This is a genomic window from Burkholderia sp. MSMB1826 (genome assembly GCF_001526325.1).
Lineage (GTDB): Bacteria > Pseudomonadota > Gammaproteobacteria > Burkholderiales > Burkholderiaceae > Burkholderia.
This window is the reverse complement of record NZ_LOYN01000022.1, coordinates 176,614-198,598: the sequence shown is the minus strand read 5'-3', so window position 1 is coordinate 198,598 and position 21,985 is coordinate 176,614. Positions and strand designations below refer to the sequence as shown.

At 67.9% G+C, this 21,985-nt stretch carries 18 protein-coding genes; 10 read left to right on the top strand and 8 right to left on the bottom strand.

Annotated elements, in window-relative coordinates; all coding sequences use genetic code 11:
• Positions 1-21: 21 nt before the first annotated feature.
• On the bottom strand, positions 22-1,854 hold the full coding sequence (locus tag WS95_RS13080; protein WP_034206807.1) for an ABC transporter ATP-binding protein: 1,833 nt from the start codon (positions 1,852-1,854) through the stop codon (positions 22-24).
• A gap of 567 nt (positions 1,855-2,421) precedes the next feature.
• Between WS95_RS13080 and WS95_RS13075 the strand changes: the two genes are divergently transcribed.
• The 3 genes from WS95_RS13075 to WS95_RS13065 all read left to right on the top strand — a co-directional run bounded on the left by WS95_RS13075 (position 2,422) and on the right by WS95_RS13065 (position 5,016).
• Positions 2,422-3,486, top strand: coding sequence for a glycosyltransferase family 4 protein (locus tag WS95_RS13075; RefSeq protein ID WP_034186533.1), 1,065 nt, complete (start codon positions 2,422-2,424; stop codon positions 3,484-3,486).
• A gap of 225 nt (positions 3,487-3,711) precedes the next feature.
• Positions 3,712-4,512, top strand: coding sequence for a hypothetical protein (locus WS95_RS13070; protein ID WP_059782136.1), 801 nt, complete (start codon positions 3,712-3,714; stop codon positions 4,510-4,512).
• Between the two features lie 39 nt (positions 4,513-4,551).
• Positions 4,552-5,016 (top strand): DUF2214 family protein, encoded by a 465-nt coding sequence (locus tag WS95_RS13065; RefSeq protein WP_059824180.1) that lies wholly within the window; start codon positions 4,552-4,554, stop codon positions 5,014-5,016.
• 236 nt (positions 5,017-5,252) lie between these two features.
• On the opposite strand, the gene gudD is transcribed toward WS95_RS13065, so the two are convergent.
• Complete coding sequence (gudD, locus tag WS95_RS13060) at positions 5,253-6,605, bottom strand: glucarate dehydratase (RefSeq protein ID WP_034206810.1); 1,353 nt, start codon at positions 6,603-6,605, stop codon at positions 5,253-5,255.
• 355 nt (positions 6,606-6,960) lie between these two features.
• On the opposite strand from gudD, the gene WS95_RS13055 reads away from it, so the two are divergent.
• Positions 6,961-7,710 carry a FadR/GntR family transcriptional regulator gene (locus WS95_RS13055; protein WP_034206811.1) on the top strand — a complete coding sequence of 250 codons (750 nt, stop codon included), beginning with the start codon at positions 6,961-6,963 and terminating at the stop codon, positions 7,708-7,710.
• A gap of 136 nt (positions 7,711-7,846) precedes the next feature.
• Here the strand turns inward: WS95_RS13055 and WS95_RS13050 are convergent, their stop codons facing one another.
• From WS95_RS13050 to pdxY, 3 genes are all read right to left on the bottom strand, one after another.
• The gene (locus tag WS95_RS13050) at positions 7,847-8,995 is read right to left on the bottom strand and encodes a branched-chain amino acid ABC transporter substrate-binding protein (RefSeq protein ID WP_034206812.1); all 1,149 of its coding nucleotides are present in this window, start codon (positions 8,993-8,995) and stop codon (positions 7,847-7,849) included.
• A 360-nt stretch (positions 8,996-9,355) separates the two neighbouring features.
• Positions 9,356-11,500, bottom strand: a complete 2,145-nt coding sequence (locus tag WS95_RS13045) for a phosphocholine-specific phospholipase C (protein ID WP_059782141.1) — start codon at positions 11,498-11,500, stop codon at positions 9,356-9,358.
• Positions 11,501-11,918: 418 nt separating this feature from the next.
• Complete coding sequence (gene pdxY, locus WS95_RS13040) at positions 11,919-12,779, bottom strand: pyridoxal kinase PdxY (RefSeq protein ID WP_034206814.1); 861 nt, start codon at positions 12,777-12,779, stop codon at positions 11,919-11,921.
• Positions 12,780-12,962: 183 nt separating this feature from the next.
• On the opposite strand from pdxY, the gene WS95_RS13035 reads away from it, so the two are divergent.
• Positions 12,963-14,024, top strand: coding sequence for an alpha/beta fold hydrolase (locus WS95_RS13035; protein ID WP_059824179.1), 1,062 nt, complete (start codon positions 12,963-12,965; stop codon positions 14,022-14,024).
• A gap of 36 nt (positions 14,025-14,060) precedes the next feature.
• Here the strand turns inward: WS95_RS13035 and WS95_RS13030 are convergent, their stop codons facing one another.
• Positions 14,061-15,059, bottom strand: coding sequence for an LLM class flavin-dependent oxidoreductase (locus tag WS95_RS13030; protein ID WP_059824177.1), 999 nt, complete (start codon positions 15,057-15,059; stop codon positions 14,061-14,063).
• A gap of 637 nt (positions 15,060-15,696) precedes the next feature.
• Between WS95_RS13030 and hpnI the strand changes: the two genes are divergently transcribed.
• The 5 genes from hpnI to WS95_RS13005 all read left to right on the top strand — a co-directional run bounded on the left by hpnI (position 15,697) and on the right by WS95_RS13005 (position 21,024).
• The gene (gene hpnI, locus WS95_RS13025; RefSeq protein ID WP_059824175.1) at positions 15,697-16,872 is read left to right on the top strand and encodes a bacteriohopanetetrol glucosamine biosynthesis glycosyltransferase HpnI; all 1,176 of its coding nucleotides are present in this window, start codon (positions 15,697-15,699) and stop codon (positions 16,870-16,872) included.
• Between the two features lie 132 nt (positions 16,873-17,004).
• A complete protein-coding gene (hpnJ, locus tag WS95_RS13020; RefSeq protein WP_306454042.1) occupies positions 17,005-18,447 on the top strand; it encodes a hopanoid biosynthesis associated radical SAM protein HpnJ in 1,443 nt (480 codons plus the stop codon).
• Positions 18,448-18,450: 3 nt separating this feature from the next.
• Entirely contained in the window at positions 18,451-19,335 is an 885-nt protein-coding gene (hpnK, locus tag WS95_RS13015; RefSeq protein WP_059824174.1) for a hopanoid biosynthesis-associated protein HpnK, read from the top strand.
• Positions 19,332-20,381, top strand: coding sequence for a lysylphosphatidylglycerol synthase domain-containing protein (locus WS95_RS13010; protein WP_059824172.1), 1,050 nt, complete (start codon positions 19,332-19,334; stop codon positions 20,379-20,381). Before hpnK ends, WS95_RS13010 begins: the two co-directional genes overlap by 4 nt.
• An 88-nt stretch (positions 20,382-20,469) precedes the next feature.
• Entirely contained in the window at positions 20,470-21,024 is a 555-nt protein-coding gene (locus WS95_RS13005; protein WP_006488732.1) for a hypothetical protein, read from the top strand.
• Positions 21,025-21,027: 3 nt separating this feature from the next.
• On the opposite strand, the gene WS95_RS13000 is transcribed toward WS95_RS13005, so the two are convergent.
• Positions 21,028-21,324, bottom strand: coding sequence for a BrnA antitoxin family protein (locus tag WS95_RS13000; RefSeq protein ID WP_034206822.1), 297 nt, complete (start codon positions 21,322-21,324; stop codon positions 21,028-21,030).
• Positions 21,308-21,919 carry a BrnT family toxin gene (locus tag WS95_RS36025; RefSeq protein WP_306454117.1) on the bottom strand — a complete coding sequence of 204 codons (612 nt, stop codon included), beginning with the start codon at positions 21,917-21,919 and terminating at the stop codon, positions 21,308-21,310. Before WS95_RS36025 ends, WS95_RS13000 begins: the two co-directional genes overlap by 17 nt.
• Positions 21,920-21,985: the final 66 nt, after the last annotated feature.

Below are 21,985 nucleotides of genomic sequence, written 5' to 3'. Positions count from 1 at the left end.
CGTCGGCGCGATGCCGGCGCGTCAGGCCACGCGTTCGCCGGTCGGCGTGTTGCCGTCGGGGGCCGCATGATGGCGGCCATGCTGCTTCGCGAGCAGGTCGCGATACAGGCCGGGGCGGCTGCGCAGCACGTCGGGCGGGCCGTCGTCGATCACCTTGCCGTTGTTCATCACGATGATGCGGTCGAAGTTGCGCAGCGTCGACAGGCGGTGCGCGATCGCGATCACCGTGCGGCCGACCATCAGGCGGTCGAGCGCGCTCTGGATCGCTTCCTCGGACGCACTGTCGAGCGCCGACGTCGCTTCGTCGAGCAGCAGGATCGGCGCATCCTTCAGGATCGCGCGCGCGATCGCGATGCGCTGGCGCTGGCCGCCCGACAGCTTGACGCCGCGGTCGCCGACGATCGTGTCATAGCCTTCCGGCATCGCTTCGATGAACTCCGCGCAGCGCGCGTCGCGCGCGGCGGCGAGCACTTCGTCGCGGGTCGCGTCGGGGCGGCCGTACGCGATGTTGTCGTAGATCGTCCGGTGCAGCAGCGAGATGTCCTGCGGCACCAGCGCGATCGCGTGGCGCAGGCTGTCCTGCGTGATGCCCTTCACGTCCTGGCCGTCGACCTTCACCGCGCCGTCCTGCGTGTCGTAGAAGCGCTGCAGCAGCGCGAGCACGGTCGACTTGCCGGCGCCCGACTTGCCGATCAGGCCGACGCGCTGGCCCGGCTCGATATGAAGGTCGAAGTGGTCGAGGATCGCGCGGCGGTGCGGGTATGCGAACGTCACGCGCTCGAAGTCGACGCGGCCGCCCTTGGCCGACAGCGGCTGCGCGTCCGAGCGGTCCGGCATGCCGTGCGGTTCGAGCAGCGTCTTCACGGCTTCGGACAGACGTGCGACGTGCTGGGTGACGTCGACGAGCGCGACCGCGAGATCGCGCGTGCCGTGCAGGATTGTGAAGCCGAGCGAGCTGACGAGCACGATGTCGCCCGACGTCGCGCGGCCTTGATCCCACAGCCACAGCGCCCAGCCGAGCAGGCCGGCGGACAGCATCGCGGTGATCACCGCATGCAGCAGCCGCAGCTTTTCGAGATAGAGCAGGCTCTGCTGGCGCGCATCCATCTCGGCCTTCACCGTCGCGCTGAAGCGCTTCTGTTCGCGCAGCGTCATCCCGAACGCGCGCACGAGGCCCATGTTGCCGATCACGTCGACGAGCTCGCCGTCGACCGCCGCGGCCTTCGCCGCGAACGCATGGTGGCGCGCGGAGCCGCGGCCGGCGAGCTTGAACAGGATGACGGACAGCACGGCCGAGCAGCCGAGCAGGCCGGCTGCCATCAGCGGATTGACGACGATGATCATCAGGATCGCGCCCATCACCGCGATGCACGGGGGCAGCACGTTCCACGCCATCGTGTTCTCCGACGTGTAGACCGCGTTCGACGTGGCCGTGATGCGGCTGGCGAGCGTGCCCGGCTGCTTCTCCGAGTAATACGTCGGCGAATGGCCGATCAGATACTGGAACAGGTCGCGCCGCAGGTCGCCCGTGACCGCGACGAACGTGTGCGCGGCGACCCAGCCGCCGACGCGCCACAGCAGGTTGTCGGCCGCGATCAGCCCGACGAGCAGCGCGAACGCGCTCCACAGCGGGCCCGGGTGATGGCGTCCGGTCGCCAGCACGTCGATCAGGTGCTTGATCGCATATTGCGAGCCGAGCGCGCAGCCGACGGCGGCCAACACGCTGCAGAGCACGACCAGGTGCGCGACGGGGTGGAGGCGGATGTAGCGGAACAGGAACGCGATCGGCCGGTGCGCGTAGCTCGACAGCTTCGCGTTGTGGGCGTTGCGCTGGGCGGGGGTGAGAGATTCCAAAATATGCGTGCGGTGATTCGGTGAGTGAGCGAGGCGGCTGGGTCGCAGGCCGGCGTTCGCCCGGACTGAATAATCCGGCATTGTAAACAACGCCGCGCGTCGCGCTGCGCGAATCTTGCCTTGGCCAGGGGCTCGCGCTCGATTTTGAGATAAAATCCGGCATCCCGTCCTGCGTCGTATGCCGGAATCGCGCTGCCGGCAGCTGCGGGTTAACAAGGATCGCCAAAACGGCCTTCCACTCTAGAACGGACGCCCGAGTCCGCGGGTTGCAAAGTGTTGCGCCTTTGTAACAAAGTAAAGTGTTTGAAATGTCGTGCGCCGTATCGGGATTAACCCTAGATAATCGGCTCCGGGTTCGATTCCAGGTTTTTTTACGAACCCCTGTCAACGGGTCTTCGTTTCAAACGTTCTATGCCTGTCGCGTCGCCGACGCTCCTTGAGCAGCGCGGGTTTCGACGCTCCCGGCAGGCCGATTCGTCCGATGTTCGGGCGACGCGCAGCCAGCCCGGACCGCCGGCAGGTTGCCGACCCATACCTGGTTTTTTGCCGATTTTTTAGGAGTTACGCATGCGAATCGCCCAAATCGCTCCGTTGCACGAAGCGGTGCCCCCGAAACTGTACGGCGGTACCGAGCGAGTGGTGTCCTACCTCACCGAAGCACTCGTCGAGATGGGGCATGACGTCACGCTCTTCGCGAGCGGCGATTCGCAAACGTCCGCGAAGCTCGAAGCGTGCTGGCCGCAGGCGCTGCGCCTCGACCCGACGATCCGCGACGTGATGGCTCCGCACATGCTGCTCCTCGAGCAGGTGCGCCGCCGCGCGGAAGAGTTCGATGTCCTGCACTGCCACATCGACTATTACCCGTTCTCGCTGTTCTCGCGCCAGCCGGTCCCGCATCTGACGACGATGCACGGCCGTCTCGACCTGCCGGAACTGCAGCCGATCTTCAATGCGTTCAGCGACGTGCCGGTCGTGTCGATCTCCGACAACCAGCGCATTCCGCTGCCGCAGGCGAACTGGCTGTCGACCGTCTACCACGGCCTGCCGGAAAACCTGCTGACGCCGATCCCGAACGTGAAGCCGAGCTACCTCGCGTTCCTCGGCCGCATCTCGCCGGAGAAGCGCGTCGACACGGCGATCCGCATCGCCGAGCAGGCCGGCCTGCCGATCAAGATCGCCGCGAAGCTCGACAAGGCCGACCGCGCGTACTACGAAGAGAAGATCAAGCCGCTGTTCGCGCTGCCGCACGTCGAGTACATCGGCGAAATCAGCGAGGCGGAGAAGACCGAATTCCTCGGTAACGCGCATGCGCTGCTGTTCCCGATCGACTGGCCGGAGCCCTTCGGCCTGGTGATGATCGAGGCGATGGCCTGCGGCACGCCGGTGATCGCGTTCAAGCGCGGCTCGGTGCCGGAAGTGATCGACAACGGCGTGTCGGGCTTCGTCGTCGAAGACGAGCTGTCGGCCGTCGCCGCGCTCAAGCGTCTCGACACGCTGCCGCGCGAGAAGGTTCGCGCCGCGTTCGAAGCCCGTTTCTCGTCGAAGGTGATGGCGCAGAATTACGTGAAGGGCTACGAGGAACTGCTGCGCCAGAAGCGCCGCACGGTGCTTCGCGAAGTCAACGCAAGCTGATTGCGGGCCGCCGCCGCGCGGCCGTCACGACGCCCCGTCCGGGTTTTCCGGCGGGGCGTTGTCACATCTGCGGCGCGGATCTGTTGTATTCTCGCCGCGCCCGGCGCCGCGAACGACCCCCGAAGCGGCCCGCCACGCCATCCGGCCATCTGTCCAGACAGTAATGTCCCTATAATGGCCGTGCCGTGAAATCCGGCCGGTACGAATATCCAGAGGAGAGCAGTCTTGGCGAGAACGAAAACCACGCGCGCAGCGCCGGCCCCCGGCGCCGGCGTGATCTTCGCGTTGCGCGCGATCGGTCTCGTGCTGCTCGCGCGCTGGCTGTTCTCGATGTCCCAGATGGGCTATCGCTCGTCGCTGTCGGCGATGGTGTCGTCGCCGTGGGCATTCGTCTATCTCATCCTGATCTTCCTGCTGCTCGCGTTGCCCGGCGCCGCCGCACGGGCCGAGCGCCCGTTCCATCCGCTGCCGCAGTGGCTGCGCCAGGCGCTGCGCGCGTTCGCGCTGATCGGTCTCCTGTTCGCCGTATGGTCGATCGGTGCATTCACGTGGGCGGCCGGCTGGCGCCGCGCGCTGCATGCGGTGACGGCGACCAACGGCTGGCTCGTCGCCGCGCCGGCGCTGTACGCGGCGATCGTCTGGATCTGCCGGCCCCGGCCGCTGTGGCGGACCAACGTGGCCGCGCGCCGCTTCGCGGTTGGCCGGTATGCGATTTCGCTCGACGTGCTGACGCGTACCGCGATCGTCTGGATGGAAAGTCGCAAGGTCGGCCAGTACGACGCGCGCGAGCTGTCGGTGCGCTGGCCCGGCCACGCGGCGCTCGCCGCGGGCGAGCAGGGCGCGCAGCCGGCGGTCGTGCCGCCGCGCCGCGGCAGCCTGTTCAATCGGCCGAAGGTCGAGCTGCTGTGGGATTCGCCGGCCGCTGTCGGTCACAACCGGCAGACCGTGATGCGCACGCCGCTCGCGACCGAAGGCGACCGCGTCGCGGTGCTCGCGCTCGACGCGGCGCTCAAGCAGATCGTCTGACAGGGCTCGCGCACCGGGCGCGGGCGACAAGGAGGCGCGATGATCGTCCATTGGTTGCTGGCCGCCATTCACCTGAGTGCGTTCGGCGTCGCGTTTGCCGCGATCGCGGGGCGCAACCGCGCGTTGCGTCGGCTCGTCGCTTCGGCGCAGGCAGCCGATTTGTCCGGCGTGTTCAAGGCCGATGCGGTCTGGGGGCTGTCCGCGCTCGTGCTGATCGCGACGGGCCTTGCACGCGCGTTCGGCGGTTTCGAGAAAGGGACCGCTTACTACCTGCACGAACCGCTCTTTCACCTGAAGATGACCGCGCTCGTGCTGATCCTTCTGCTCGAGATCGCGCCGATGCTGGGACTGATCCGCTGGCGTGTCGCCGCGCGGCGGCAGCAGATGCCCGATATCGACCGTGCGCGCACTTTTGTGCGGATCGGTCACTGGCAGGCGGTGCTGGTGATCGTCATCGTGTTCGCCGCGTCGGGGATGGCGCGGGGGATAGGGACGCCCGGTTAGGGGCGCCCGGCTAGGGGTGTGCCCGGCGAGCCAGACTAGGGACGCCTGGTGAGGGACGCCCGGTTAGGGTTGGTCGGCCGGTGCGGCCACGCAAGTCCGGCATGGCGACAACCATCCGGATCCCGTCCCACTCGCGAGGCGTTTCGAGCCCGGCGCCAGCCGGACCGGCCGCGCACGGCGTCGTGCCCGTCGATTCCCGTCCGACCGGGCGGTTCCGCCGCCCGGCTCGCCCATGCTCAGCGCACGAGGCAGGGGCGCTTGTTGTTGAACGTCCAGCCCGGGATCAGATACTGCATCGCCGCCGCGTCGTCGCGGGCGCCGAGGCCGTGCTGCTTGTACAGCTCGTGCGCGCGCGCGACCGCATCCATGTCGATGTCGACGCCGAGCCCCGGCCGCTTCGGCACTTCCACCAGCCCGTTCTCGATCTTCAGCGGCTCGCGCGTCAGCCGTTCGCCGTCCTGCCAGATCCAGTGCGTATCGATCGCGGTGACCTGGCCCGGCGCCGCGGCCGCGACGTGCGTGAACATCGCAAGCGACACGTCGAAGTGGTTGTTCGAATGCGAACCCCACGTGAGGCCCCAGTCGCGGCACATCTGGGCGACCCGCACCGACCCCTGCATCGTCCAGAAGTGCGGATCGGCGAGCGGGATGTCGACGGCGTGCAGCTGCACCGCATGGCCCATCTGCCGCCAGTCGGTCGCGATCATGTTGGTTGCCGTCGGCAGCCCCGTCGCGCGGCGGAATTCGGCCATCACCTCGCGGCCCGAGTAACCGTTCTCCGCGCCGCAAGGATCTTCCGCATACGCGAGCACGTGATGCTGGTCGCGGCACAGCCGCACGGCCTCGTCGAGCGACCATGCGCCGTTCGGATCGAGCGTCACGCGCGCGTCGGGGAAGCGCTCGGCGAGCGCCGTCACGGCTTCGATCTCGCGTGCCCCCTCGAATACGCCGCCCTTCAGCTTGAAGTCGTTGAAGCCGTAGCGCGCGTGCGCGGCTTCGGCGAGTCGCACGACGGCTTCGGGCGTCAGCGCGGCTTCGTCGCGCACGCGCGTCCAGTCGTCGGTTGCGCCGCGGCCGTCGCGGTAGGGCAGCGCGGTCTTCGTGCGATCGCCGATGTAGAACAGGTAGCCGAGCATTTCGACGCGCTCGCGCTGCTGGCCTTCGCCGAGCAGCGCGGCGACCGGCACGCCCAGATGCTGGCCGAGCAGGTCGAGCAGCGCGGCTTCGAGCGCGGTGACCGCGTGGATCGTCGTGCGCAGGTCGAAGGTCTGCAGCCCGCGGCCGCTCGCGTCGCGGTCGGCGAAGGTGCGCCGCACGTCGTTGAGCACCGCATGATGGTTGCCGATCGATTGGCCGACGACCAGTGCGCGCGCGTCGTCGAGCGTGCGGCGGATGCTTTCGCCGCCGGGCACTTCGCCGACGCCCGTGCGGCCCGCGCTGTCCTTCAGGATCACGAGGTTGCGAGTGAAGAACGGGCCGTGCGCGCCGCTCAGGTTGAGCAGCATGCTGTCGTGGCCGGCGACCGGAATCGCTTGCAGGTCGACGATGCGCGGCGTGTCGTGGGAGGGCGAGGCAGTGACGGCGTTCATGGGCGGCGATGGCGAAAGAGTGGGCGATGCCGTGCGGCAAAAGCTTTGCTGCGCGCGGCGGGAGGTGCGATCATTCGACAACCGACGTGCGCGGCGCGCAAGCCCGCACGTCGACGCAACCCCGGAACGGGGTGGGAGCGACAGCCGGCCGGTGGCGCGCAGAACGCGAACGCGGGTCGATCGTCGCGCACGGGACCGGGCGTGCCGAACAGCCGACCTGAGCGACAGGAGATCCGTGCGCCGATCATCAGTCGTCGGATGACTTGTGACGCAGTATAATGAATCATCGGCTTTCGCTCAAACCCCGCGTAAACCCTCGGCTCACATTACGATCATTCAAAAAGGAACCGGCCACATGTCCGTGCCTACGCTTCCCGCAGCGCCGCGCCGTCGCGCACGCAGCCTCGCACAAGATGTCGTCGACGCGCTGACCGCGCAGATCGAAAACGGCACGCTGCGTCCCGGCGACAAGCTGCCGACCGAAACCGAAGTCATGGCGGCACAGGGCGTGAGCCGCACGGTCGTGCGCGAGGCGATCTCGCGGATGCAGGCGAGCGGGCTCGTCGAGACGCGCCACGGCATCGGCAGCTTCGTGCTGGAGCCGTCGCGCCGCCAGACGCTCGGCATCGATCCCGCGACGATCACGACGCTGCGCGACGTGCTCGCGGTGCTGGAGTTGCGCATCAGCCTCGAAAGCGAGTGCGCAAGCCTCGCCGCGCAGCGCGCGAACGATACCGACCTCGCCGCGCTGCGGCGCGCGCTCGACGCGATCGCGACGGGCGCGGGCAGCGGCCGCGACACCGCGCAACTCGATTTCCAGTTCCACCTGCAGATCGCCCAGTCCACCGGCAACCGCTATTTCGTCGACATCATGACGCAGCTCGGCACGTCGATCATCCCGCGCACGCGCGTGAATTCGGCGCGCTTTGCCGGCGACGACCTCGAGCGCTACGTCGGCCGGCTGAACCACGAGCACGAGGACATCTACGAGGCGATCGCGCGCCACGACCCGGAAGCCGCCCGCGCCGCGATGCGCACGCACCTGACGAACAGCCGCGAGCGGCTGCGCCGCGCGCACGAGGCAGCCGAAGCCGAGGCCGGCTGACCTGGCATCGCGGGGCTCGCGTGGAGCGGGCCCGGCCGCGACGCCATAACATCAGTCGTCATACGAGATCGGCGTCGCCGCCTCGATCTCTTCGCGGCCGCGCGGCGTTTCCGCCGCCGGCCGCCTCCTTCGCCGATCAGCCTCCCTTCGTCACGATCGTTTTCCACGCGCCGTTCTTCACCTGGTACAGCGTCGACATCCCGCTCTTCAGCGAGCCGTCGTTCGAGAACGAGATACGGCCGGTCACGCCTTCGAAGTCGATCTTCTTGAGCGCCGGGCGATAGGCCTTCGGGTCGGTCGAACCGGCCGCCTGCATCGCCTTGATCGCCGCCCACGCGGCGTCGTAGCCGAACTGCGCGTACGACAGCACGTCGACGCCGAAGCGCTTCTTGAAGCGCGCCTCGAAATCCTTCCCCTGCGGCAGCTCGTCGAGCGGCCGGCCATATTCCCACGCCATCGCGCCTTCGGCGGCCGACCCCGCGATCTTGATGAATTCGTTGTCCTTCACGCCGCCGCCGCCGACGAACTGCGCGTTCAGCCCGAGTTGCCGCATCTGCTTGATGAAGTTCGCGGCGAGCGAATCGAGGCCGCCGAAGAAGATCAGGTCGGGATTCTTGGCCTTCAGGCTCGTGATCTGCGCGCGGAAATCGACCGCCTGGTTGCTGGTGAACTCGCGGCCGATGAGGTTGCCGCCCGCGGCTTTCACCGCCTTCTCGAATTCGTCGGCCTCGCCTTGGCCGAACGCCGTGCGGTCGTCGATGATCGCGATGCGCTTCGCCTTCGTCACGTCGACCGCGTACTTGCCTGCGTTGCCGGCATTCTGGCCGTCGGTCGCGATCACCATGAACATGTTCGCGAGCCCGCGCGACGTGAGCGTCGGATTGGTCGCGGCCGGGTCGATCACCGGAATGCCGGCCTTGTCGTAGACCACCGACGCCGGGATCGTCGTCCCCGAGTTGAAGTGACCGACCACGACCGACACGTTCTGGTCGACCAGCGCCTGCGCGGCCTGCACGCCGATGCGTGGGTCGGCCTGGTCGTCCTGCACGACGAGATTGAAACGGGCAGGCTTGCCGGCGATCTGCACCTTCTGCGCGACCGCATCGTCGAGCGCGAGTTGTACGCCGTTTTGCAGATCCTTGCCGTAGCCGGCGTTCACGCCCGTGAGCGGCGCGGCGAAGCCGACTTTCACGTCGGTTGCGTCGGCAGCCTGGGCGGCCTGTTGCGAGAGGAGGGCAAGCGCGGATGCAATCGACACCGACAGCAGGGAATGACGGAATTTCATGTTGTTCCTCTTGTTCGACACCTGCGAGTGGGTACCGCACGCGTTCGGGCGGGCCGGCGCGTGCGACGGGCGGGCGGTTCGACCGCTTCTCGGAATCGGGCGGGGAGGTCGGCATCGTGATTCTCGGAAACATCTCCCGTCAGGCTCCGCGAAGAGCCCCGATTGCCTCGATATATAGGTCGCCGATATGCACGGGTCTTGGAAATTTGCCGCGCATTCGATGCGGATTTGCGCATAGCTTCCGCGCGTGCGCAGGCGGCCGGTATCGGGAATTTCCCGTCGCGAACGGAACGGGTGGGGAGGAAGGGGGGGCGGAGCGGCGGCGCGGCCCGCCCGGGGCCGCGCCGCGTTGGGCCGACGTCAGTCGGACAGGGCGTCCGATGCGGCCTCGGCGTCGTCGTGCGACGCGCTCGTGCGGATCAGCGGGTCGCTGGTGCTCGGGCGGCCCGTTTCGACGTGACCCGCGAAGCGGCGCAGGAAGCCGAGCAGCCGGCCGTCGCTGACGGTCAGGTCGTACCAGCCGTGGCTGCCGCGCAGGTCCCAGTAATCGTCGACGTGCGCGCCCGGCGCGAGGTCGAACGTGCGCGCGTGGCCGTGGCCGTACGCGTTCGTGACCTTGAGCCGCACGGCCTTGTGGCCGCGGTTCATCAGGCGCAGCGTGATGTTGCCGTTCGCGACGTCGTAGCCGTAGATCACTTCGGGGTTCACGTTCGCGCTGCCGACACCGGTCGCGAACGGGCCGCGGAAATGGCAGTAGAAGCCGTTCGGGCCGTACACGTCGAGGTCGTACAGGCCGAGCGACGCGGCGGCGCTCCACGTGTCGGCGACGCGCTTGCCGGCTTCGACCGTGTACGCCCACGGGCCGTCGACGCGATTGCGCGACTGGACCTGGAACGCCGCGCCTGCCCGGCCGGTGTTCGCGAAGGTCAGCCGGAACTGGCCGTTCGCGGCTTCGACGCGACCGTGCACGAACAGCTCGTACGGCAGCGCACGCGCCGGACGCAGCCCGGCCTCCTGTTTCGGCAGCTTCTGCAGCACCGGCGGCACCGGGATGTAGTCGGGATGGCGCGCGCGGTCGGGCGGCGCGTAGCCGCTCGTGTCGGGCAGCGTCGGCCAGGCGGCGTCCGCGGTCGCGAAGTCGAACGCCGACGTCAGGTCGCCGCACACCGCGCGACGCCACGGCGACACGTTGGCGGCCGTGACCGGATACTGCGCGCCGAACCGCGCCTCGATGAATTGCAGCAGCGACGTGTGATCGAAGGTCTGCGAGCAGACCCAGCCGCCCTTGGTCCACGGCGACACGACCAGCATCGGCACGCGCGGCCCCAGGCCGTACGGGCCGGCCATGTGCGATGCGTCGCCGGCGTACACCTCGTTGGTCGTCGCGACCGTCGACAGCCCGTTGTCGCGCGACTGCGGCGCGAACGGCGGGGGCACGTGATCGAAGAAGCCGTCGTTTTCGTCGTACGTGATGAAGAGCGCGGTCTTGCTCCACACGTCGGGATTCGACACGAGCACCTTCAACACCTGCTCGATGTACCACGCGCCGTAGTTGGCGGGCCAGTTCGGATGCTCGGAATACGCTTCCGGCGCGCAGATCCACGACACCTGCGGCAGCGTGCCGTTCTTCACGTCCTGCTGCAGCACGTCGAACAGCGTGCCGCCGGCGCTGACGTTGGTGCCGGTGCGCGCCTTGTCGTACAGCGGCGTGCCGGGCAGCGCGGTGCGGTACTGGTTGAAGTAGAGCAGCGAGTTGTCGCCGTAGTTGCCGATGTACGGGTTTTGCGTCCAGCCCCACGAGCCGTTCGCGTCGAGCCCGGTGCCGATGTCTTGGTAGATCTTCCACGACACGCCGGCCTGTTCGAGCACTTCCGGATAGGTCGTCCAGCCGTAGCCCTTTTCGTCGTTGCCGAGCACCGGGCCGCCGCCCGTGCCGTCGTTGCCGACGTAACCCGTCCACATGTAGTAGCGGTTCGGGTCGGTCGAGCTCGGGATCGCGCAATGGTACGCGTCGCAGATCGTGAACGCGTCGGCGAGCTGGTAGTGGAACGGGATGTCGTCGCGCTTCAGGTACGCCATCGTCGTGGTGCCCTTGTTCGGCACCCACTGATCGTAGCGGCCCTTGTTCCAGGCGGCGTGCATGTCCTGCCAGCCGTGCGGCAGGTCCTGCAGGAACTGCAGGCCGAGCTTGTCGGCGCCCGGGTGGAACGGCAGCAGTTCGGCCGGGCCGACCGGCTGATGAAACACCGACTTGCCGTTCGCGAGGCGCAGCGGGCGTGGGTCGCCGAAGCCGCGGACACCGCGCATCGTGCCGAAGTAGTGGTCGAACGAACGGTTCTCCTGCATCAGGATCACGATGTGTTCGATATCGCGGATCGTGCCGGTGCGGCGGTTCGCGGGAATCGCGAGCGCATCTCGGATCACGGGCGGGAACAGGTTCAGCGCGGCGGCGCCGGCAGTGCCGGCGGCGACGCGCAGGAAGTCACGACGGTTCGATCGGGTCATGGTCGTTATCGTGCGGAAAAGGGGGAGCCGATTGGCGGGACCTGCGGGAACGGCACGCGCCGGGGCGCAGGATGCGGCTGCGCTGGTTCGTGCCGCCGCGAGCATAGCGAGGAATCGGTGTCATTCATGTGAAGTCCGGAAACGTTTGCACGCGTGGATCGGATTGCCGTCGGCTGCGCGCCGCGGTACGAACGGCGAAGAAGCGGCGACGGGTGAGGCGGGGGGGGGGGGGGGGGGGGGGGGGGGGGGGGGGGGGGGGGGGGGGGGGGGGGGGGGGGGGGGGGGGGGGGGGGTGAGGCAGGTGAGGCAGGTGAGGCGGGTGGCGCGTGGCACGCCGGAGGAGCCGGCAGCGGCGGGATGGCTGCGGGGACGGCAGAGGACGCAGAGCGGCGGCGGCGAGGAACGCGATGCGCACGCGTCAGGCGTCGGTCACCCACGCGCCGAACCATTCGCTCGGCCGTGCGATTTCGTCCTGCGCGGCGACGAGTTCGAGCTCGTAGCGACGGGCGTCGTAGGTGGCCTTCACGACCGCATGCACGGCCGCGAGCGTGTGCTCGAACGCGGCGCGCACCGAGTCGCCGCGCAGCCGGCACGCGACGAAGATCGCGCTGGTCAGGTCGCCGACGCCGACCGGATGGCGCGGAAACGCATACAGCGGCCGCTGGCCGATCCACGCTTCGGTTTCGGTGACGGCGAGCATGTTGAAACGGTCGGCCGGGCTGTTGCGGTCGTGCAGGTGCTTGACGAGGATGATCTTCGGGCCGCGGCGGATCAGCGCGCGGCACGCGTCGACGGCTTCGGCGACGGTCTCGATGCGCCGCCCGGCGAGCTTCTGCAGTTCGGAGTGGTTCGGCGACATGCCGTCCGCGAGCGCGGGCATCTCCTGGACGATGAATTCCTCGACGCCGGGCTCGGGCCGGATGCCGCCCGTCTGGCCCATCGCCGGATCGCAGAAGTACCACGCGTTCGGATTCATCGCCTTCACCGAGCGCACGATCTCGACGGCCGCGCGCGCCTGCGGCGGCGAGCCGAGAAAGCCGGACAGCACCGCGTCGCAACGCTTGAGCGCGCCGATGGCGGCGACGCCGTCGACGAGCTGTTCCATCTTCGCGGCATCGATCGCGCTGCCGGCCCAGTGGCCGTACTGCATGTGATTCGACAGCTGGACGGTGTTGAGCGGCCAGACGTTGATGCCGAGACGCTGCATCGGGAACACGGCCGCACTGTTGCCGGCATGGCCGTAGATGACGTGCGACTGAATGCTGAGGACGTTTTTCATGGGAATTCGCCTGCACGCGTTTCAGGGTCACGTCACACGATACCCGAGTTCGTCGTACGCGCGGAAGTCGCGCGGCCCGGAGTGTTGCGCGTCGTCGTCACGCGACCGCGTAGAATCGCGGGGCGCGACGCAGCAAGGCTGCAGCCCGACTGCCCGCGCGTGTCTCCAATCACCGTCATCGCCATGCTTTCGATTTGCAAGATGTTGTCCGTCGCTCGCGCCGCCGTGCTCGGCGCGAGCGCCGCCGCCGCGTGCGCGATGCCCGTTGCGACCGTCGCCGCGACGACCGCCGCCAACGACGGGCCCACGTACGGCCCGCGCCTCGAAGGGTTCGCGTATCCGGCGCCCGTGCACGCATACGCGTTCGTGTCGCAGCGCGAAACCCTCGAGATGGCGTACCTCGACGTGCAGCCCGCGCACCCGAACGGCCGCACCGTCGTGCTGCTGCACGGCAAGAACTTCTGCGCGGCGACCTGGGAGGACACGATCGGCGTGCTGAGCCGCGCCGGCTACCGCGTGATCGCGCCGGACCAGATCGGTTTCTGCAAGTCGTCGAAGCCCGAGCGCTACCAGTACAGCTTCCAGCAACTCGCGCGCAACACGCACGCGCTGCTCGAATCGGTCGGCGTGAAGTCGGCGACGATCATGGGCCACTCGACGGGCGGGATGCTCGCGATCCGCTACGCGCTGATGTATCCGAAGGCGACCGACCAGCTCGTGCTCGTGAACCCGATCGGCCTCGAGGACTGGAAGGCGCTCGGCGTGCCGCCGCTGTCGGTCGACTACTGGTATGCGCGCGAACAGAAGACCACGGCCGACGGCATCCGCCGCTACGAGCAGAGCACGTACTACGCGGGCAAGTGGTCGCCGTCGTACGAGCGCTGGGTGCAGATGCTCGCCGGGATGTATCGCGGCCCCGGCCGCGACGCGGTCGCGTGGAACTCCGCGCTGATCTACGACATGATCCTCACGCAGCCGGTGGTCTACGAATTCGGCGCGATCCGCGTGCCGACGCTGTTGATGATCGGCGACAAGGATACGACCGCGATCGGCAAGGACGTCGCGCCGCCCGACGTGCACGCGAAGCTCGGCCGCTATCCGGAACTCGCGAAGCGCACGCAGGCCGCGATTCCCGGCGCGCAGCTCGTCGAATTCCCGGCGCTCGGACACGCGCCGCAGATCCAGGACCCGGACGCGTTCCACAAGGCGCTGCTCGACGGGCTGGACGCCGTGCACCCGCAGTGATGCGGGGCAGGCGGCAGGCCGCGCCCGGTCGGGCCGTCAGCTTGCTTCGTTCGCGAGCTCGTCGCGGATCTGCGCGGTCAGCTCGAACGAGCGCAGCCGCGCGGCATGATCGTAGATCTGCGCGGTGACGATCAGCTCGTCGGCCCCCGTCTGCGCGATACGGTCGCGCAGCTTGTCGCGCACCGTGTCGCGCGAGCCGACCGCCGCGAACGACAGCGAATGCGCGACGGTCGCGAGTTCGAGTTCGCTCGCCTCGAGCACGTCGACGGGCGGCGGCAGCTTGCCCGGCGTGCCGCGCCGCAGGTTGATGAACTGCTGCTGCAACGACGTGAACAGGCGCCGCGCCTCGTCGTCGGTGTCGGCCGCGAACACGTTGACGCCGACCATCGCATGCGGCTTCGGCCATGCGGCCGACGGCCGGTACTGCGCGCGATAGATCTCGAGCGCCCGCATCAAATAGTCCGGCGCGAAGTGCGACGCGAACGCGAACGGCAGCCCGAGCATCGCCGCGAGCTGCGCGCTGAACAGGCTCGACCCGAGCAGCCACACCGGAACGTCGAGCCCGGCGCCCGGCACCGCCCGCACGCGCTGGCCGGGTACCGGCTCCGCGAAGTAGCGCTGCAATTCCGCGACGTCGTCCGGAAACGAGTCCGCGCTGCCGATCAGGTCGCGGCGCAGCGCGCGCGACGTGGTCTGGTCGGTGCCGGGCGCGCGGCCGAGGCCGAGGTCGATGCGCCCCGGATACAGCGACGCGAGCGTGCCGAACTGCTCGGCGATCACGAGCGGCGCATGGTTCGGCAGCATGACGCCGCCCGAGCCGACCCGGATCGTCTGCGTGGCGCCCGCGACGTGGCCGATCACGACGGCGGTGGCCGCGCTCGCGATCCCCGGCATGTTGTGATGCTCGGCCAGCCAGTAGCGCCGATAGCCCCAGCGCTCCGCGTGCTGCGCGAGGTCGACGGTGTTACGGAACGCTTGCGATGCGTCGGCGCCGGCCGGAATGGGGGCGAGATCGAGTACGGAAAACGGTGTCATCGGAAGACCTTCGAAACGGGGTGGCGTGGTGATGCGATTACGCAACAGACGCCAAGGATTTTGCCAAAGGGTTCCGGAACGTGCTGGTGGCGCGCGGATACCCATGCGCCTTACAGGGGCGCAGGGTTGCTCGCGACGATCGTTGCAAAAATCGAACCAATCGCCGATTAATTACCAAACTTTACGGCGATTGGAAGTGATACCGCATCGACATACAAATTTGCACGAAACGTTTGATTTTCAAGACTGCAATACGCCTGCAAAGTGCTTACGCTAATGTGAACGTGGCCGGGCCGATCCGGTTCGTCGACCGCTCAGCTTTGCCGGAATTGCACTAGTCCGTTTCTCGTAGCGCCGAGCGCGGGGCAGCGCGGACTGCTAAAATCCGGCGCCTGCCCATGTTGTGCCGATGGAGCCATTCGAGTCTTCCCGCATGCCGTCCTGGCGCTGCGCGGGGATACGCCACGCGAAGCCGGGCATGGCCGAACCCGAACAACGGGTCGTGCCTCCCCATTACAGACGCTGCTGGAACAAGGAGTCGGGTCGTGCCCGCGTTCGTCGTTGTCGGAAAACCGCATCACGCTCAATCGCGCTCGCGCGCTTGCCATGGCGCCCAGGTCGTCGGGAGGCGTCGCGCATGACGCCCACCGTCACGCTGCTCGACTGGCTCCTGATCGCGTTCACGCTGGCCGCGGCCGGCTATGCGCTCGTCGCGGCCTTCGCGCCGCGGCCGCGCATGCCGCGCACGGCGGTGCGCGACGGCTTCGAGCCGGTCAGCGTGCTCAAGCCGCTGTGCGGCGCCGAGCCGCACCTGTACGAAAACCTCGCGACTTTCTGCGTGCAGCGCCATCCGCGCTATGAGGTGCTGTTCGGCGTCGCATCGTCCGCCGATCCGGCGATCGCCATCGTCGAGCGGCTGCGCGCCGATCATCCGGAGTGCGACATCATGCTCGTGATCGACGCGCGCGTGCATGGCAAGAACCTGAAGGTCAGCAACCTGATCAATCTCGCCGAGCGCGCGAAATACGGCCGCATCGTGATCGCGGACAGCGACATCGCGGTCGAGCCCGACTATCTGGAGCGCGTGACGGCGCCGCTCGCCGACGCGTCGGTCGGGGTCGTCACGTGCCTGTATCATGCGCGCAGCGTCGGCGGCTTCTGGACGCGGATCGGCGCCCAGTTCGTCGACGCCTGGTTCGCGCCGTCGGTGCGGATCACGCATCTCGGCCGTTCGAGCCGCTTTGGCTTCGGCGCGACGCTCGCGCTCACGCGCGACACGCTCGACCGGATCGGCGGTCTCGTCGCGCTGAAGGACGAGCTGGCCGACGATTTCTGGCTGGCCGAGCTGCCGCGCCGCCTCGGGCGGCGCACCGTGCTGTCGGAGGTCGAGGTCGCGACCGACGTGATCGAACCGTCGTTCGGGCCGCTATGGCACCGCGAGACGCGCTGGCTGCGCACGATTCGTTCGCTGAACCCGGCCGGCTTCGCGTTCCTGTTCATTACGTTTACCGTGCCGTGGCTCGCGATCGGCGCGGCGCTCGCATTGCGCCTCGACGGCACCGTCGCCGGCTGGCTGGCGGGCGGAGCGGCCGCGGTCGGCGCATTCGGGCGGCTCGTGCTGCATGCGCGCGGCGAGGACGGCTGGCGCGCGTTCTGGCGCGACCTGCCGCTCGTCGCGGTGCGCGATACGCTGCTCGCGCTCGAGTGGCTCGCGGCCGTGTTCGGCACGCACGTCGTGTGGCGCGGCGCGAGGATGACGGTCGTCGGCGGCGAACGCGCGGCGGCCGCCGTGGAAGCAGTGGACGGCCGCTAGGGCCGTCGATCGAACCGGCCCGCGGGCCGAGACGCGTCGCACGGCGAAGCCGCGCGGCGCGACATGACGGAGAGGCGGGCGCCCGCATGGCGGCCCGCGATTTTTGACTGAATCGTTGCAACGAAACGAACTATGCAGGCTACCGGAGCATTCATGAAAACGCTGTTCTTGCAGGCCCCTTCGTATGACGGCTTCGACGGCGGAGCCGGCTCGCGCTATCAGGCGAAGCGCGAAATCCGTTCCTTCTGGTATCCGACCTGGCTCGCGCAGCCGGCCGCGCTCGTGCCGGGCAGCCGCGTCGTCGACGCGCCGGCCGACGGCCTGTCGGTCGAGGAGACGCTGAAGATCGCCAACGACTACGATCTCGTGATCATCCACACGAGCACGCCGTCGTTCCCGACCGACGCGATGTTCGCGCAGGATCTCAAGAAGATGAAGCCGTCGATGCTGGTCGGCATGGTCGGCGCGAAAGTGATGGTCGATCCGCACAACTCGCTCACGGCGAGCGACGCCATCGACTTCGTGTGCCGCGAGGAGTTCGACTACACCTGCAAGGAACTCGCCGAAGGCAAGCCGTTCGCCGAGATCAAGGGCTTGAGCTGGCGCGCGAAGGACGGTTCGATCGAGCACAACGAAGCGCGTCCGATCCTCGAGAACATGGACGAACTGCCGTTCGTCGCGCCCGTCTACAAGCGCGACCTGAAGATCGACAACTACTTCATCGGCTATCTGAACTATCCGTACGTGTCGATCTACACGGGCCGCGGCTGCAAGTCGCGCTGCACGTTCTGCCTGTGGCCGCAGACGGTCAGCGGCCATCGCTACCGCACGCGCTCGGTCGAGAACGTGCTCGCGGAAGCGAAGTGGATCCGCGACAACATGCCGGAAGTGAAGGAACTGATGTTCGACGACGACACCTTCACCGACGACCTGCCGCGCGCGGAAGCCATCGCGATCGGTCTGGGCAAGCTCGGCATGACCTGGTCTTGCAACGCGAAGGCGAACGTGCCGTACAAGTCGCTGAAGGTGATGAAGGAGAACGGCCTGCGCCTGCTGCTGGTCGGCTTCGAATCGGGCGACGACCAGATCCTCGTGAACATCAAGAAGGGCGTGCGCACCGATTTCGCGCGCCGCTTCAGCGCGGACTGCAAGAAGCTCGGCATCAAGATCCACGGCACCTTCATCCTCGGCCTGCCGGGCGAGACGCAGGAGACCATCAAGAAGACGATCGAGTACGCGAAGGAAATCAACCCGCACACGATCCAGGTCTCGCTCGCCGCGCCGTATCCGGGCACGACGCTCTACAAGCAGGCCGTAGAAAACGGCTGGATGGAAGAGAACAAGACCATCAACCTGGTGAGCAAGGAAGGCGTGCAGCTCGCGGCGATCGGTTATCCGCACCTGTCGCGCGACGAGATCTATCACCATCTCGAGCAGTTCTATCGCCAGTTCTACTTCCGTCCGTCGAAGATCTGGGAGATCGTGCGCGAGATGCTGACGAGCTGGGACATGATGAAGCGTCGCCTGCGCGAAGGCGTCGAGTTCTTCCGCTTCCTGCGCGCGCACGAGGCCTGATTCGTGGCGACGCAGCGGGCGGCGCGGGCGCTGATCTTCACCGCGGACGACTTCGGGCTGCATCCGCGCGTCAACGCGGCGGTCGAGCGTGCGCATCGCGACGGCGTGCTGAATGCCGCGAGCCTGATGGTCGGCGCGAGCGCCGCGCAGGATGCGATCGAACGCGCGCGGCGGCTGCCGTCGCTCGCGGTCGGGCTGCATCTGGTGCTCGCGGACGGCCCGGCCACGCTGCCCGCGCGTGACATTCCCGCACTCGTCGGCCCCGACGGGCGATTCGGCGACGCGATGGCGAAGGACGGCTGTCGCTTCTTCTTCCTGCCGCACGTTCGCGCGCAACTGCGCCGCGAAATCCGTGCGCAGTTCGATGCGTTCGCGGCGAGCGGCCTGCCGCTCGACCACGTGAACGCGCACAAGCATTTCCACCTGCATCCGACCGTGCTGTCGATGATCGTCGAGATCGGCCGCGACTACGGGCTGCGCGCGGTGCGGCTGCCTTACGAAACGAGCGCGCCCGCGTGGCTCAAGCCGTGGATCGCGCTGGTGCGCGCGCGGCTCGAGCGGGCCGGGCTCGCGCACAACGACTACGTGGTCGGCATCGAGCATACGGGCGCGATGGACGAGGCCGTGCTGCTCGACGCGCTCGCGAAGCTGCCGCCGGGCGTCGGCGAGATCTACTGCCATCCGGCCGAAGCCGGCGACGGCCCGATCACGCCGACGATGGCCGGCTACCGTCCGGCCGACGAACTGGATGCGCTGCTGTCGCCGCGCGTCGCGGCCGCGCTGAAAGCGGCGGGCGTCGCGACCGGCGGTTTCGCCGCCGTGTTCGGCGAGCCCGCGGCACGGCGCGGCGCGCACGCGTCGCGCGCACCGGGAGCCCAGCCGTCATGAGCAAGTGGATCAAGTGGCTCGGCTGGCCGATCGGCATCGGCATCCTGCTCGCGCTGGGGCTGCACGAAGGCGTCGGCGACGTGTCGCAGATGCTCGCGCGCGCCGGCTACGCGCTGCTGTGGCTGGTACCGTTCCACGCGCTGCCGCTGCTGCTCGACGCGTTCGCGTGGCATCTGCTGCTCGACCGGCGCAGCTCGCTGCCGTTCCTGTGGTGGATCGCGACCGTGCGCGAGGCCGTGAACCGGCTGCTGCCCGTGGTCGGGATCGGCGGCGAGATCGTCGGCATCCGGCTCGCGCGCTGGCAAGTGCCCGATGCGAGCCGTGTGACCGCGTCGGTGATCGTCGAGGTGCTCGTGACGATCGTCGTGCAGTATGCGTTCGCGGCGCTCGGCCTCGTGCTGCTGCTCGCGACGACCGACAACATGGGCGGCGGCACGATCGGCCTTGCGCTGTTGCTGACGCTGCCGTTGCCGGTGCTCGGCGTGGTGCTGATGCGGCGCGGCGGTATTTTCCACGCGATCGAGCGTTTCGCGGGCCGCCTGCTCGGCGATTCGCACCGGCTGCTGCAGGGCGTCGACGGCCGTCGCCTCGACGCCGACATCGATTCGCTGATGTCGCGCACGGGCCTGCTGTTCAGCGCCTTCTTCTGGCAACTGGCCGGCTACGTGCTCGGCGCGCTCGAGATCTACTGGGCGCTCGCACTGCTCGGCCACCCGGTGTCGATCGGCGGGGCGATCGCGATCGAGGCGATGACGCAGGCGGTGCGGCATGCGGCATTCATGGTGCCGGGCGGGCTCGGCGTGCAGGAAGCGACCGTCGTGCTGCTCGCGCAGATGTTCGGCGTCGACCGCGAGACGGCGCTGTCGCTCGCGGTGATCAAGCGCGGCCGCGAGGTGCTGTTCGGTTGCCTCGCGCTCGGCTCGTGGCAGCTTGCCGAGCTGGTGCGCACGCGCCGCCGTTTGGGCGCGCCGCCGGCCGTGCCGCGCAGGGCGCCGCCGGCGAATCGGGCGTCCGAAACCCGGACCGAAACCGAAACGACGCATTGAACGAGGGACGGCCCGCACGACCCGTCTCGCGCTTTTGGCGCGGTGCGGGTATCCTTGCCGCGTGTTTTCTCCACGCGCATGTCTTCCGATGATTTTCCGTTTCCGGCTGCTTTCCGTGACGATGCTGGCCGCCGCGCTGGCGCTAACCGGTTGCGACGACCAAGGCCATCTCGACGTGCAACGTATCAGGGATTTCTTCAACGCGATCAAACCCGCGCCGCTGCTGCTGAAGGGGCTGAAGGTCGGCGAGTCGACCGAGGCCGACGTGCGCGGCACGATGGGCAAGCCCGAGACCGAGCGCACGTTCACCGACGGCTCGAAGCGTCTCGAATATCCGCGTGGCCCGATGGGCAACCAGACCTGGTTCGTCGACCTCGATGCGAACGGGCGCTACACGGGCGCGACGCAGGTGCTGACCGCCGAGAATTTCGCGAAAGTGCGCCCGGGAATGGACGAGGACGAGGTGCGACGCCTGCTCGGCAAGCCCGGCGACATCGCGCAATATCCGCTGAAGCCCGAGACGGTCTGGAGCTGGCGCTGGCTCGAGGACGGCGTCAACACCGATGCGTTCTTCAACGTCCATTTCGGCCCGGACGGGCTCGTCTATACGACGTCGCGCTCCGACATCCTGAAAGGGCGGTGACGCTCACGCGCGGCGCTTCTTCAGCCAGTCGCGCAGCGCGTCGTTCATGCGCGTCTGCCAGCCGGGGCCGTCCGCCCGAAACGCGGCGAGGATGTCGGCGTCGTAGCGGATGCTGACCTGTTCCTTCGGGTGCTCGAGCTTCGGGCGCCCGAACTTCTTCGCGACGACCTCGACGAATGGCTCCATCGCATCGATTTCGTCGTCGCCGAGCTCACGGGCGTCCGGATCGGCGGCGATGCCGCGCGCGATCGCCGCTTCTTCCTCGGGCGTGTTGCGGATGAATTTAACCGCCTTCTTCATATCGAATCATCTCTCGGTTGTTGGCTTTTCGCAGGCTGACGACACGCAGCGTGCGGCCGCGCGGGACGACGATCGCCGTATAAAGGCGCGCGCCGATCGGCACCAGACAGATCCAGCGCGTCTCGCCGTAATTCCTCCGGGTATCCACCCATGTGCGCACTGCTTCCCACTCGGCGAATTCGGCCATTCGCAACGAGATGCCGTGTTTCAGTCGGTTCGACAGATCCTTGGCCTCGTCGAAAACGAATGGAATTTCGACTAATTGTGGATGCAAAAACATGAGATGGCAATGAGTTTTTGTAGATGCAAAAAGCGGGCGCCGCCGTGGATGGCAGCGAATCGGCGCCGCTCGCGTCGCGGGCAGGACCGAGCGATTGTGCGGCGCGTGTCCGGACATGCCCATTCGGCCCGATGGCCAGTGCGGCGCTATATCGAAAAAGCGACCGGAAAATTGCAAAAAACCCGCTTCCCGACGCGTCATGAGACTGTCAGGAAGCGGGTTTTTCCCTTTTGAAACAGCGGCGTAAGTCGTGCGCACAAATGGTGGGACGAATTGCTGCGATGCAGCAACCGCGCGCACGGTGATTTGAGGCAATCAATTTCGCTTGCGACTATCCGCGTCAGCCCGGCGCGGGACAGGCATACGCGTCGGCATTCATTC